This is a genomic window from Hydrogenovibrio marinus (genome assembly GCF_013340845.1).
Classification (GTDB): Bacteria; Pseudomonadota; Gammaproteobacteria; order Thiomicrospirales; family Thiomicrospiraceae; genus Hydrogenovibrio; species Hydrogenovibrio marinus.
Genome location: NZ_AP020335.1, coordinates 346,157 through 360,020, shown reverse-complemented (window position 1 = coordinate 360,020; position 13,864 = coordinate 346,157). Strand labels below are relative to the sequence as shown.

General features: G+C 45.3%; 15 protein-coding genes. 3 read left to right on the top strand and 12 right to left on the bottom strand.

Going from position 1 to position 13,864, the window contains the following annotated elements; genetic code table 11:
• Positions 1-10 precede the first annotated feature (10 nt).
• Positions 11-640 (bottom strand): response regulator, encoded by a 630-nt coding sequence (locus tag HVMH_RS01590; protein WP_029910605.1) that lies wholly within the window; start codon positions 638-640, stop codon positions 11-13.
• Positions 627-1,508, bottom strand: a complete 882-nt coding sequence (locus HVMH_RS01585) for a sensor histidine kinase (RefSeq protein WP_029910608.1) — start codon at positions 1,506-1,508, stop codon at positions 627-629. The genes HVMH_RS01590 and HVMH_RS01585 overlap by 14 nt, the downstream gene beginning before the upstream one ends.
• Before the next feature lie 273 nt (positions 1,509-1,781).
• Here HVMH_RS01585 and HVMH_RS01580 point away from each other — a divergent pair, with 273 nt between their 5' ends.
• The 3 genes from HVMH_RS01580 to HVMH_RS01570 all read left to right on the top strand — a co-directional run bounded on the left by HVMH_RS01580 (position 1,782) and on the right by HVMH_RS01570 (position 4,337).
• Positions 1,782-2,543 (top strand): pseudouridine synthase, encoded by a 762-nt coding sequence (locus HVMH_RS01580; protein WP_029910611.1) that lies wholly within the window; start codon positions 1,782-1,784, stop codon positions 2,541-2,543.
• 79 nt (positions 2,544-2,622) lie between these two features.
• Positions 2,623-3,930 carry an adenosylmethionine--8-amino-7-oxononanoate transaminase gene (gene bioA / locus HVMH_RS01575; RefSeq protein ID WP_029910614.1) on the top strand — a complete coding sequence of 436 codons (1,308 nt, stop codon included), beginning with the start codon at positions 2,623-2,625 and terminating at the stop codon, positions 3,928-3,930.
• Positions 3,931-3,932: 2 nt separating this feature from the next.
• Positions 3,933-4,337, top strand: coding sequence for a hypothetical protein (locus HVMH_RS01570; protein ID WP_029910617.1), 405 nt, complete (start codon positions 3,933-3,935; stop codon positions 4,335-4,337).
• Here HVMH_RS01570 and HVMH_RS01565 read toward each other — a convergent pair.
• The 10 genes from HVMH_RS01565 to trpE form a co-directional block, all read right to left on the bottom strand.
• Complete coding sequence (locus HVMH_RS01565; protein ID WP_051623030.1) at positions 4,330-5,007, bottom strand: class I SAM-dependent methyltransferase; 678 nt, start codon at positions 5,005-5,007, stop codon at positions 4,330-4,332. The two genes, HVMH_RS01570 and HVMH_RS01565, sit on opposite strands and share 8 nt — an antisense overlap.
• Before the next feature lie 67 nt (positions 5,008-5,074).
• The gene (locus HVMH_RS01560; RefSeq protein WP_029910624.1) at positions 5,075-5,491 is read right to left on the bottom strand and encodes an OsmC family protein; all 417 of its coding nucleotides are present in this window, start codon (positions 5,489-5,491) and stop codon (positions 5,075-5,077) included.
• Between the two features lie 19 nt (positions 5,492-5,510).
• Complete coding sequence (locus HVMH_RS01555; RefSeq protein ID WP_029910627.1) at positions 5,511-6,710, bottom strand: type III PLP-dependent enzyme; 1,200 nt, start codon at positions 6,708-6,710, stop codon at positions 5,511-5,513.
• 7 nt (positions 6,711-6,717) lie between these two features.
• A complete protein-coding gene (speE, locus tag HVMH_RS01550) occupies positions 6,718-7,569 on the bottom strand; it encodes a polyamine aminopropyltransferase (RefSeq protein ID WP_029910630.1) in 852 nt (283 codons plus the stop codon).
• Positions 7,559-8,062 carry an adenosylmethionine decarboxylase gene (speD, locus tag HVMH_RS01545; RefSeq protein ID WP_029910631.1) on the bottom strand — a complete coding sequence of 168 codons (504 nt, stop codon included), beginning with the start codon at positions 8,060-8,062 and terminating at the stop codon, positions 7,559-7,561. Before speD ends, speE begins: the two co-directional genes overlap by 11 nt.
• Before the next feature lie 361 nt (positions 8,063-8,423).
• A complete protein-coding gene (trpB, locus tag HVMH_RS01540) occupies positions 8,424-9,626 on the bottom strand; it encodes a tryptophan synthase subunit beta (RefSeq protein ID WP_029910635.1) in 1,203 nt (400 codons plus the stop codon).
• Between the two features lie 143 nt (positions 9,627-9,769).
• The gene (gene trpC / locus HVMH_RS01535; RefSeq protein WP_029910639.1) at positions 9,770-10,573 is read right to left on the bottom strand and encodes an indole-3-glycerol phosphate synthase TrpC; all 804 of its coding nucleotides are present in this window, start codon (positions 10,571-10,573) and stop codon (positions 9,770-9,772) included.
• 63 nt (positions 10,574-10,636) lie between these two features.
• Positions 10,637-11,659: an anthranilate phosphoribosyltransferase gene (gene trpD / locus HVMH_RS01530; protein WP_029910641.1), complete on the bottom strand. Its 1,023-nt coding sequence runs from the start codon at positions 11,657-11,659 to the stop codon at positions 10,637-10,639.
• An 11-nt stretch (positions 11,660-11,670) separates the two neighbouring features.
• The gene (locus HVMH_RS01525) at positions 11,671-12,264 is read right to left on the bottom strand and encodes an aminodeoxychorismate/anthranilate synthase component II (protein WP_029910645.1); all 594 of its coding nucleotides are present in this window, start codon (positions 12,262-12,264) and stop codon (positions 11,671-11,673) included.
• An 18-nt stretch (positions 12,265-12,282) separates the two neighbouring features.
• Positions 12,283-13,788, bottom strand: a complete 1,506-nt coding sequence (gene trpE / locus HVMH_RS01520; RefSeq protein ID WP_029910648.1) for an anthranilate synthase component I — start codon at positions 13,786-13,788, stop codon at positions 12,283-12,285.
• Between the last annotated feature and the right edge of the window lie 76 nt (positions 13,789-13,864).

Sequence of the window (13,864 nt, the reverse complement as noted above, 5' to 3'; positions counted from 1 at the left end):
CCAGGTTTAACTATGAAATTCCCATTTCCCGCGCCAAACGCAATAGCTCACTGCGATTTTGCGCACCCGTTTTCCGGTAAATCTCCTTTACATGAAATTTGACCGTATCAATGGAGCGATTCAAATGCTCGGCAGCACTCTTCATGGTATGACCTTGAGCAATCAGTTTCAGCACCGCTGTTTCTTTATCACTCAGCTTCGGCAACTCCTCAAAGGAAGCAGCATGAAAGTTCATCAACTTTCGCGCTAGCGCTGGAGAAAGTGCTGCCATCCCCTTGTAAACATCGTTGATTGCATCAACTAACCCTTGCTGCGGTTCTGTCTTCAGAACGTAACCATCAATCCCCATGCGCATGGCTTTGAAGAAGGTGTCATCTTCATCAAAAACTGTAAAAACCATAACCTTTGCGCTGGAGCGCAGCCCTCTTATCGATGGAATCAATTCTATACCCGCACCATCAGGCAGTTCTAAATCAAGAATATAAAGCTCAATATCCTTTGACAGTTTTTGACGTGCTTCCTGAATATTTTTCGCTGATAGTATCTCGACATCCGAACAGATCCTTTCAAGCGCTTGTCGCAAAAACTCAAAATGCTCTTGCCGGTCTTCCAGCACCAACACTTTTTTAAACATTGGCATTTTTCCAAACTCCTTCTAATGGAAAAGAAAACACCACAACGAATTCATTAGGCGTTTCCTGCACAGTTAACTTCCCGTTCAATTCTTGAATCCTTGTTTCAACATTCATCATTCCAAGCTGGTTAGACTCATGCAAAACTTTGTGTTCTTTTACTTTATTCTCAACTCTCACCTCTAGACGCCCGCCAAATTGATTCACCACCACTTTGACCTGATCCATCTCGGCATGCTTGAGAATATTGCACCCTAACTCTTTCAAAACCTTCAGAACATTACTGACCTCTTTCGACGAAACAACAACATCAGAAGCAATGTTTTTCTCATACCATTCCAACTCAAATCCATGCAACAACAGGCGCTCACGCATTTGTGCCTGCGCCGTCACCAAAAAGCTCTCCAAAGTATTTTCTTCATCAGACAATGCAGACAAGATGCTTTTCAAAGATCCCATCGCACTCAAAGCAAGTTGATATTGGCGCTCGTCTTTTGAACTGCGCATCAACGCAATCAGGTCCTGCGTCAATTCATCATGCAGGTCTCGGCGAATGCGCTGACGCTCTTCTTGAACACCAATCCATCTTTGCCGTTTAGAAGCTTCCACCTCTCTGGCAATATACAAAATCATTTCTGCCCATCGGGCGTCATCGGCAGTATAAGATTCACCGGAAAGCTGCGGATTAAAAACATAATGAGACTGTCCACTCAGAGAGGGAACCATAAATTCGTGTGCGTGAAACAACACTTGCGTGAGAGGTTTGCTGATTTTCTGGTAACTTTGAGGCTTAAAGCGCTGCAGCACTTGCTCAATATAGGCATCTTCCATTTTTGATAGAGGGGCTTTCCTCAATAGAGGTATCAATTGCTCCATCAATTCCAGGCATTTTTTCCCAGCGGGTTGTCTCCTGCGCCAAATATAGAAGGCAAAAACCAAAGACACTATCGCAAGACCTAGGTATCCGACATTCACCATCATTAATTCAAAAAAGCTTTGCAACCCGTTACCTCAACAACGCTATCTTAGACATGCTCTTGGTATTTTAACGCTTTCATAAAACACATGTCCCCGCTTTCACTCACATCCACTCAACACCAGTTACTCTGGCTGGTAAAATACTAACAAAATTTGAACAGGAAAAAGAGTTTGGAAACCCATTGCAACCTAGATGCCTTCAACATCCTTTATCAAGATGAAATCCTTGTCGCCATCCACAAGCCTGCCGGCCTATTGGTTCACCGTTCCCCCATCGACAAACACGAGACCCAGTTTGCCGTGCAAATGACTCGAGATGCCATCAACAAACCTGTTTTTCCCATTCACCGACTAGACAAACCCACTTCCGGCCTACTACTGTTCGCGCTTAATGCCGATGCTGCTCGGCACCTCAGCAATCAATTCATGACGCACAGCATCGAAAAAACCTATCTTGCCTTATGCCGTGGCTGGACACCTGAAAACGGAAACATCGACAAACCGCTTAAATATCAAAAAGACAAAATCGTGGATAAAGACAAGCGTGCAGAAGAGATTTTTCAGGATGCTTTCACCCATTATGAACGTTTGGCGACCACTCAGATTGAGCACAAAATGGGCAGATTCGATTTTCAACGTTACTCCCTAGTGAAACTTCAACCCAGCACCGGGCGCAAGCACCAACTCCGCCGCCACCTCAACCACATCAGCCACCCGATTATTGGCGACGTGCAACATGGCGACCGGAACCACAACCATTTTTTCAATGATTGGCTTGGGTACCATCGCCTTTACCTCGCTGCCACCACTTTGAAATTCACCCATCCAACCACCGGTGAGCAAATAACGCTGACAGCACCGCTGGAAAGCAGTTTCAAACAAACGTTAGACAAACTTTGGTCAAATGACACATTGAATAAACTTTTAGAGTAATGCCGCATTCCACCTTTTGCCCTACCCAACCTGGCAGATTTTTGTCAAAATGAGCACTTCAACAACAAGACAGAAAACTATGACATCATCAAAGCCGACACTTTCCGAGCACTGGCAATCGCTACTCGAATTTGACCAACAACACATCTGGCATCCTTATGCCAAAATGCCAGCCGACACTCCGGCTATCGGCGTTGCCAAAACTCAGGGTTCTATCATCACCCTGGCTGACGGTACTGAGTTGGTCGATGGCATGTCTTCCTGGTGGGCGACGCTTCACGGCTATAACCACCCGAAAATTCAGCAAGCCATGCACGAGCAAATTGATACCATGCCACACATCATGTTTGGCGGTCTGACTCATGAGCCAGCTATTGAGTTATCAAAGCGTCTTGTCAAACTAACCCCAGAAGGATTAGATAAAGTTTTTATGGTCGACTCTGGGTCTGTGGCAATGGAAGTGGCCATTAAAATGGCATTGCAATACTGGGGCAGCAAAGAACAACCAAATAAAAACCGACTCTTGACCGTGCGCAACGGCTACCATGGCGACACCTTTGCCACCATGGCGGTGTGCGATCCCGTCAACGGCATGCATAGCTTGTTTTCAGAGGTACTGACACAACACTACTTCGCCCCTGCGCCACAAATGGGCTTTGAAATTGAATCCAACAATGAAGATATTAACGCTCTCAAGGCCATGCTTGAACAACATCACCAGAACATTGCGGCAGTGACGATTGAACCAATTGTTCAAGGGGCTGGTGGCATGCGTTTCTACCGCCCAGACTACCTCAAACAGCTCCGACAACTTTGCAATGAGTTTGATATTTTGTTGATCGCCGACGAAATCGCGACCGGCTTCGGACGTACCGGCAAACTCTTTGCCTGTGAATGGGCTGGCATCACACCCGACATTATGGCGCTTGGCAAGACCTTGACGGGTGGGCATATCAGTTTGGCGGCAACGCTAGCCACTTCGGACGTCAGTGACACCATTAGCCAAGGAACACCCGGCTTATTAATGCACGGCCCCACTTTTATGGGCAACCCGCTTGCTTGTGCTGCCGCTATAGCCAATATTGATGTTTTAATGAACTCACCCTGGCAGGACAACATCCAACGCATTGAAGAGCACTTTAAAGAAACGCTACTGCCACTTAAAGAATTGGATGGTGTTGCAGATGCTCGCGTATTAGGGGCAATAGGTGTGATTGAACTAGAAAGGAATGACCTTGGCCCGCAAGTTCAGGCAAAAAGCATCGAAAACGGTATTTGGCTCAGACCTTTTGGGAAATTGGTTTACACCATGCCTGCTTATAATATTTCACAGCAGAACTTAACAACCCTCACTAATGGCATTAGCAAAGCCATTCAAAAGGTATAGAAATGGAAATTTATAATATTTTATTACCTTTACTGACACTAATAGTCGGCTCCATACTGACCTACGTATTTACAAAAAAACTAAAACAATCAGAAATTGCACAGCAACGGAAGGAAGAACAGTATTCTAAACTTCTTGTTAAGCTTCAAGGCTTCGTTGGACAAACAGCAAACAAAAAGACTAAAGAAGAGTTTTTTGAAGAATTCTACAAAAGTTGGCTTTATGCTTCTGATGATGTAGTTTCTTCAATTAACAACTTAGTTGAATTCATTAAAAACGAAAAGAACCCTAATCCTGCAGAAGGAAGAAAGATAATCGGAACAATTGTTCTTGCTATGAGAAAAGATTTAAACAAAAAATCCAAACTCACACACTCTGACTTTAACTACACTGACGTGATTAATTAAATGGTTTTTTCCCAACGGCCACGTAAGAATCAACAGGCACACTATCTTTAACATCTACAGATACATCTGTAAAACCAACAGATTCAAGCAGCGCTACAACGTCCTGTTGTGTGTAACGCAAAAAGACTTCTTGATTCAACTGCATCTGATCTATCTGCGTTTTGTCGCGAAAGCCCATCACAAACAATCCGCCGGGTTTCAGCACACGAAGCACTTCTTTCAGATGCGGTGCGGGCGGATGCCAGAAATAGAGTGTATTGCCCGTCACCACCTTATCAAAGTGATTATCTTCATAAGGCATCTTATCGCTACAACCTTCACACAACTCCAGACAACCCGATTCGATATGCGGTTGATTGCGAATGGTCGCCTGCTCAATCATGGTTTTAGAGAAATCAATGCCATGCACTTTGCCTTCTTCAATACGTTCAGACAAATCCCCCAACATCACCCCCGGACCAAAACCGATCTCAAGAATGCAATCCGTTGGTTTGACATCCAGCTTTTCAAGCATAAAGGCATTCAAAGCTGCATTTCCGTGAACAAACATCGGCTGCAAAATATACTTTCCTAAAAACCCTGTTGGTTTTCTTGCCTGATGCGCCAAGGTCTTTTCAGAAACTAAATATTTGATAACTCTCATGAGTCGACTAAACATTTTGGGTGACATTTTTTAAACTCCAGAAAACAAAAAAAGCCACCGATTGGTGGCTTTTATTGATGAATCATGATGCCAATCAGGCTTCAATTATTTCATAGCTATGCGTCATTTCCGCTGTTTTTTCCAACATTTTGGAAACCGAGCAGTACTTCTCAGCAGACAACTCAACGGCACGGGCAACTTTCTTTTCATTCAAGTCTGTGCCCGTCACTTTGAAGTGCAAGTTGATTTTGGTATAAACCGCAGGTACGGCGTCGGCACGCTCAGACGTGATTTCCATCTGACAGTCCTTAACGTCTTGCTTACCTTTTTCCAACATCATGATGACGTCAATACCAGAGCAGCCGCCCAAGCCCATCAGCAACAATTCCATAGGGCGAGAACCACGATCTTCCCCACCTACTTCCTTAGATGCATCCATCATCACTTTATGACCGGTTGATGAGGTTGCTTCAAAGGCTTTTCCGCCTTGCCACTTTACTTGAATTGCCATGAACGACTCCTTGTTTTGCTTATAACGCTTCAGTTGTCGGATCAAAGATATCCTCTACAACCACTATTTTTGGCTTAGGATAATAGTTAAATTCCGTTGCAGATGCAATGGTGTAGGCACCCATCTGCTTACCGATCAAAATATCACCCACTTCCAGTTCTGGCAGCTCGATATCTTCGGCGACCACATCAATGGAGTCACAAGTTGGCCCTGCCAACACGCTTGGGTAAAACTCCCCTAGCGGATCAAACGGCTTCAACGGCGCAATCGGGTAAGAAGCATGATCAAACATTTGACCACTGAACCCACCATAAACACCATCATCCAAATAGTACCAAGTACGTGACCCACGTTTGGCCTTACCAACCACAGAAACCACTTCGATCATTGACGGCGCAGAAATAAAACGACCTGGCTCCGCAAAGACTTCAATATGCTCTGGTAGTTCCGACAAGGCTTCCATTACCGGTGCACAGAATTCTTCAATCGGCGTGACTTCTTCCTGATATGAAACCGGGAAGCTTCCGCCAATATCCAAAAATTTCCACTTCACGTTGTTCATGACTTTCATTGCTGCAACGCTTGAGCGAATTGCATTAACCTGCGTTGCAGGAGAAAGTGACTGCGATCCTACATGGAAAGACAAACCAACAACTTCAATACCGTTACTCTGCGCCATTTCAACAAGCACAGGTAATTCTTCTAAAGAACAACCGAACTTACGCGACAAGTCGACAACGGCTTGTTTACTGCGGAAACTGACACGAATAATTAACTCGACCTGCCCTGCATATTTGTAGAACTTCTTCATTTCTTCGAAGTTATCTACCACAAAGCGTTTGCAGCCAAACTCAAGTGCGCGCTTGATTTCTTTATCTTTCTTAATCGGATGTGTATGAATGCATTGATCGCCTTTAATGCCCAAGGATTCAACCAACTCAACTTCACCAATGGTCGCCAAATCAAAATGACATCCCAATCCTTTCAGACGCTTAATCAGCTCTGGATGCGACAAAGATTTTAGCGCATAAAACAACTTCACCCCAGGTAACGCAGCCTGTAGGGATTTGTATTGATAATCAACTTCTTCCAAGTCAAGCACCATAAATGGTGTTTCATGCTTGGCAACCAACTCTTCTAAACTAGCACGGTCAAACTGCTCTAGTTCATCCGGGTGACTTTGTTCAGCAAAATGCTGAACCAGCTCTTGTGAGTCCATCAGCTTATTATTCCTTGATCACATCCAATACGTATTGCGGTAGTGCAAAAGCACCTTTGTGCAATGCTGGGGTATAAAAACGCGTCGTGATCCCTGAAGCCTTGAAACGCTCTGCTATCACTTCTTGCGACACTTCTTTTAATGCCAAGTTATCCGTTGCCCATGCAAAGGTCATGATCCCGCCTACATAAGTCGGTACAGCACCTGAGTAAAAGCTCGCTTGCTTGAACAAAGGGGATAGACGTTTGAATGTCGTCGCCACTTCATCCGTTTGCATAAAGCTCACACCATTTTGCGCAACAAATACACCGTCTTCAGTGAGACAGTTTTTGATACCTTGGTAAAAACGAGACGTGAACAATACTTCACCCGGCCCCATAGGATCCGTTGAATCAGAAATGATCACATCGAATTTTTCAGTACATTCGTTAACAAAATCAACACCATCAGCAATCACGATGTTGGCTTTCGGACTATCATAAGCGCCCGCGGAATGATTCGGCAAATATTGAATACACATATCAATCACTTGTTGATCGATTTCAACCTGCGTGACCGACTCGACTTCTGGGTGTTTCAACACTTCACGTAAGATACCGCCGTCACCACCACCGATGATCAACACTTTTTTAGCATTGCCATGTGCAAACAAAGGCACATGCGTCATCATCTCGTGGTAGATAAACTCATCTTTCTCAGTGGTTTGAATAACACCATCCAGCGCCATGACAGTACCCCATTGGTCATTTTTGAAAATGACCAACTTCTGATGTCCGGTGTCCACCTCAAACAACACTTCGTTCATCACGAACTGTTGTCCCCAAGTAGGGTAAAGGGTTTCCAGATAATTATTCGCCATCTTTTTCCACCTCACCTCTTAGCATCGTATCTAATTTTACATCAGATGGCGTGAAGGCTTCTCTTAGCACTTCGATTGCTTTTTCAGGCTCGGAATCACCACACATGAAAACATCAAATGCGGCATAGTTTCTTTCAGGCCAAGAGTGCACACTGATATGAGACTCAGCCAAAACGGCAACACCAGAAATCCCACCATTTGGTGTGAAGTGGTGTAAGTGAATATGTAGCAAGGTTGCCTTAGCCTTCTCTACGCCTTCGCGTAAAGCCTGCTCCATCAATTGCAAATCATCCAAACGGCTCGCACCCCAGAAATCCGCAATCAAATGGGTACCAGCAAAGGTTTTACCATCACGGCAAATAAAGTGATCTAGCGTTTGATCTTCTACTGCTTGATCATGGGTCGGCCAAGTGTCATCGATAACAGTTGTTTTTTCAATGACTTCAAAATGGTCATTAGCTGTGACCAAAATATTTTCAGCATGTGGTGACATTATCAGAATACCTTTATAAAACACCCGCATGAAGTTAGAAGTGAATACGGATGAATGATTAATAACAATTCAGATGAACAAAGGCTAGTCCACTGAACCCCAACCACGCCCTTGAAAACTATTTTCTTGGCGTGAGGTTTAACCATTTTTCTTTCTGTTTCCTTCGGTCAGACCGTTAGGTTTCTGTGTGAAAAAGGAGAAGCGTATTATTCCGCTTTTGTAACGATTTGCAAGTAATATTTTTATTACAAATCAATGAAATGGAAATAAATTTTTCCATGAAAGGCATTGCCAGCCTTTTATCGCCCATTTAGCCATATGTTGCACTGAATTAAAGGCCGGCAATCAAAATTAAAACACCTTATTTCGGTTCGCCAGCGCCAAAGTTATCAACAACATAATCAATATCTTTATCACCACGACCTGACAGGTTAATTAGCATCGTGCAACCAGGTTGTTCTTTCGCATGCTTCATTGCCCAAGCTACCGCATGCGAGCTTTCCAGCGCCGGAATAATACCTTCTAGACGAGACAGTTTATAGAATGCATCCAATGTCTCATCATCTGTTACGGCGTGATAGTTCACTTTACCTGCTGTTTTCAGGAATGAATGCTCTGGGCCAACGCCAGGATAATCCAAACCGGAAGCAATGGAATGCACCGGTGCAGGATTACCCTCTTCATCTTCCAACAACAAACATTTGAAGCCATGAATCATTCCCGGTTTACCATAAGTCATGGTGGCAGAGTGCTCACCTAACTTTGTGCCACGCCCAAGTGGTTCAACGCCGTTCTTAACGACTTGCTCATCGTCCATAAACCCGGCAAACAATCCCATGGCATTGGAACCACCACCCACACAAGCACCGACATGATCCGGCAACTCACCTGTCATTTCCAAATACTGTTCACGTGCTTCAAAACCAACAACCGATTGGAAGTCGCGCACCATCAATGGGAAAGGGTGTGGTCCCACAACTGAACCAATGGCAAACAGCGCTGTATCCGCTTGAGGAACGTAAGATTGGAACGCCGAATCCACCGCCTCTTTCAAACTACGCCCACCAAAACCAACAGGAACAACCGTTGCGCCCAACAGCTTCATGCGCGTGACATTGGGGGCTTCTTTGGCAATGTCGATTTCACCCATGTGAATTTCACATTCCATTCCGAAGTAGGCAGCAGCTGTTGCCAATGCAACACCGTGCTGACCCGCGCCGGTTTCGGCAATCAACTTGGTTTTACCCATATGTTTCGCCAATAGCGCTTCAGCCATACAGTGGTTCAACTTATGTGCACCGGAGTGATTCAAATCTTCACGTTTCAAATAAATATGTGCACCGACTTCCTTACTCAGGTTATGCGCATAATAGACAGGCGTTGGACGCCCTTGATAATGCTTGCGGATGTATTTCAACTCATTTAAAAAGTCTGCCGAACGCCCCAACTCTCTGTAGGCTTTGTTGATTTCTTCAAAGTGCGGAACCAATTCCGGTGGCAAAAAAGCACCACCAAAGTCACCAAAATACCCATCTTTATTCGGTAAATTTTTTAAATAAGACACCTGTTATCTCCTTTTCAATATCAAACCACCTTCATAGCGTTTTCAAAGGATACACAGAATAAAAAAAGACTGCTAGAGATTTTTAATAAGGGGGGATTGAAGGTGGAACAGCTGGCGCCACTCCACTCAAGAGGTTCTTGCGGTTATTTAAATAACTCAGCCAGTTTTTCGCCCGGGTTGTCAGCGCGCATAAATGCTTCACCAACAAGAAAGCTATTCACGTTATGCTCACGCATTTGCGCGACATCGCTAGGTGCCAAGATACCACTCTCGGTAATGACGATACGGTTATCTGGAATCATTTCCAGCATTCTGAACGTGGTTTCCAAAGAAACATCAAACGTATGCAAGTCACGGTTATTGATACCAATCATTGGTAACGGCAACTGCAATGCTCGCTCCATCTCTTCTTCGTTATGTACTTCAACCAGCACATCCATACCCAATTGCAAGGCGGTTTGCGTCAACTCATACATTTGTGCATCGCCGATGGCGGCGGCAATCAATAGAATACAATCTGCACCAATCGCACGGGCTTCATAAACCTGGTAGTCATCCACAATAAAGTCTTTACGGATAATCGGCAAATCAACCGCTTCGCGCACGGCTTGCAAGTATTCGTTAGCCCCTTGGAAAAAGTCTCTATCGGTCAAGACGGACAAACAAGCAGCGCCATGCTCCTGATAGCTCTTGGCAATTTCTACAGGTTCAAACGGGTCACGCAGAACGCCCTTACTTGGAGAGGCCTTCTTGATTTCGGCAATCACCGCAGACTTACCTTCATCCAGTTTTGCCTGTAACGCATCGGCAAAACCTTTAGGTTGGGGCATCATCATTGCCTTTTGCTTCATCTCGCGCAGAGAAATTTTCTCGCAACCTTCTTGGATTTCTTCCAACTTACGGAAAATGATTTTCTTTAGAATGTCAGGGGTCTGGTGCGCTTTCATTGCGTAACTCTTCTTGTTATTTTTGACTTAAAATCTGCCAGGTTGGGGTCTTATATTGGCAGATTATTTGAATGCTTGGGTTTTGTCGATAAAGGCATGAAACTTTTGCATGACCTTACCTTCGGTAATCAAACGCTTTGCAATCAAAACACCTTCGGCATAGTCTTTAGCCATGCCCGCAGTGTAAATCGCTGCGCCTGCATTCAAGCAGACGATGTCTTTGGCAGCACCTTCATCGTTAGCAAACACAGCGGTGATGATATTGACGCTCTCTTGTGCCGATTCAATCGCCAATTCAGACAAGTCCGCATGATCCATATCATAATCATAAGGATCGATTGTCCACTCGGTAATCACGCCATCTTTCAGCTCAACCACGTGCGTCAGACTGGCAATGGAAATCTCATCCATCCCATCTTCAGCATGTACCACCATGACATGTTTGGAGCCCAGTGCCTGCAACACTTGTGCAAATGGCATCAACAAATCTTTACTGTAAACACCCAAAACTTGGTTTGGCGCAGCCGCTGGATTGGCCAAAGGCCCCAAAATATTGAACAGGGTTCTAACACCGAGCTCTCGCCTAACTCCGACAACATGCTTCATTGCGGAGTGATGGGCTGGCGCAAACATAAAGCCGATACCCAATTCTTTCACGCATTCCGCAACTTGCTCTGCCGTTAAATCAAGATTGACACCTGCGGCTTCAAGCACATCTGCACTACCAGATTTGCCTGCATTGCTACGACCACCGTGCTTGGCAACCTTAACGCCAGCCGTTGCCGCAACAAACGCTGATGCGGTAGAGATATTGAAGGCATTAATGCCGTCACCACCCGTACCACAGGTATCCAAAAGGTGTTCATTGTCTTCAATCACAACTTTCGTAGAAAGACTGCGCATTACTTTGGCGGCAGCAGTCATTTCTTCCACTGTTTCGCCTTTGACTCTCAGGGCAATCAGGATAGCAGCGGTTTGCGCATCTGTGGTTTCGCCGGACATCAACGCATTCATGACCATTTCCATCTGTTCAGAAGTAAGGTCCCTTCGATCCAATAATTGATTCAGTACGTCTTTCACATTCATTGAAACCACCTCTACTTTTGCCCGTTATTTTGTTCTAAGAAATTTTTCAGCATGGCATGACCTTGCTCGGTAAGAATCGACTCAGGGTGGAATTGCACCCCTTCAATCGGCAGGGTTTTATGACGAACCCCCATGATTTCATCAAAATTACCGTCTTCATCCTGTGTCCAAGCAGTGATTTCCAAACACTCCGGCAAAGTCTCCTTTTCAATCACAAGTGAATGATAGCGCGTGGTTTGCACAGGGTTTGGCAACCCAGTGAAACAGCCTACATTATGGTGATAAACAGGAGAAGTTTTGCCGTGCATGACGTGCTTGGCGCGAATGATGTTCCCACCGAATGCCTGACCGATGGATTGGTGCCCAAGGCAAACGCCTAAAATCGGCACTTTACCCGCAAAGTGATGAATAGCTTCCACGGAAATACCGGCTTCTGTCGGCGTACAAGGGCCAGGAGAAATCACCAAATAATCCGGGTTAAGGTTTTCAATGGTCTGCAAATCAATCTGGTCATTGCGATACACTTCAACCTGCTGACCCAACTCACCGAAATACTGCACCAGGTTGTAGGTGAAGGAATCGTAATTATCAATCATCAATAACATAATTTTTTCTCCGGCTAACTAGCGATGCCCAGCATCAGGATTTGCTGCTTTCAAACCATTTTGAACAAACTCGACGGCTTTAAATACCGCACGCCCTTTGTTCATGGTTTCATCCCACTCTGACTGAGGCACAGAGTCAGCCACGATACCGGCACCCGCCTGCACGAATAATTTCTTATCCTTGATGACCGCGGTGCGAATAGCGATGGCGGTATCCATATTACCGTGCCACCCAAGGTAACCGACGGCACCGGCATAAATACCACGTTTAACGGGTTCCAGCTCATCGATAATTTCCATTGCACGGATTTTCGGCGCGCCTGAGACCGTTCCTGCTGGGAAAGTTGCACGCAACACATCCATCGGACTCATGCCCGGCTTCAAATCGCCGTTCACATTGGAGACAATATGCATCACATGCGAATAACGCTCGACCACCATTTTCTCTGTCAACTCGACACTACCGACCTGCGCGATACGACCGACATCATTACGTCCCAAGTCAATTAGCATCAAATGCTCGGCAATCTCTTTAGGGTCTGCCAGCAAATCTTCTTCCAGCGCTTTGTCTCTCTCAGGTGTTGTGCCACGACGACGTGTACCAGCAATCGGACGAACCGTTACTTTATTGTCTTCCAAGCGCACAAGAATTTCAGGAGATGAACCGACAATTTGCAATTCGCCCAAATCTACGAAGAACATGTAAGGTGAAGGATTCAGATGACGCAATGCACGATACAGGTCCATTGGTTCGTGTTCGAAATCCACGGACATTTGTTGGGAGATAACAATCTGCATGGCATCACCCGCCAAGATGTACTCTTTGATACGGGCAACTGCTTGTTTGAATTCTTCTTCACCAAAACTGGAATGAAAGTCCTGTTCACCTAACAGCTTCGAAGGTTCAGGTTCACTTGGTACCGGCATTGCGGTGCGAATTTGATCTGCAATTTCCGAAATGCGCTTTTGCGCTTTTGCTTCTGCATCAGCCTGCGACAAATCAGCATGCACAATGATATGCAACTGGCCACTTAGGTTGTCGAACACCACCACTTCTTCAGAAACCAACAATACGATGTCCGGCGCTCCGATGTCATCACGTTCAGGAACGGAGTTCTGAAGACGTTTTTCCATATAGCGCACGGCGTCATAACCGAAATAACCGACCAAGCCGCCGCTGAATGCTGGCATGCCTGCTTCTGGGTACACCTTGAAACGGTTTTGGAAAGCTTCTATCCAAGCCAGCGGATCATCAGAGACTTGCTGCTCAAGAACCGCATCACCATCCATCAGCGTAATCTGATGACCTTTCACGATCAGACGTTTGGAGCATGGCAAACCGATAATAGAGTAACGACCCCATTTGTCACCACCCTGCACGGATTCAAACAAGTAGCTTTGCGGCTGGTTGGCGACCTTATGGTAAACGCTCAATGGGGTTTCGTAATCGGACAGCATGGTATGCATGACCGGAGTGGTTTTGTAGCCTTGGTTAGCCAGTCGGCTAAAATGTGGATTGCTCATTTTGTTGATCTCTCAATTAACTGTTTCGGATGTTTGTTTGCTGTCTTTCATATCTTTTCAATCGCCAAAGTTGCCA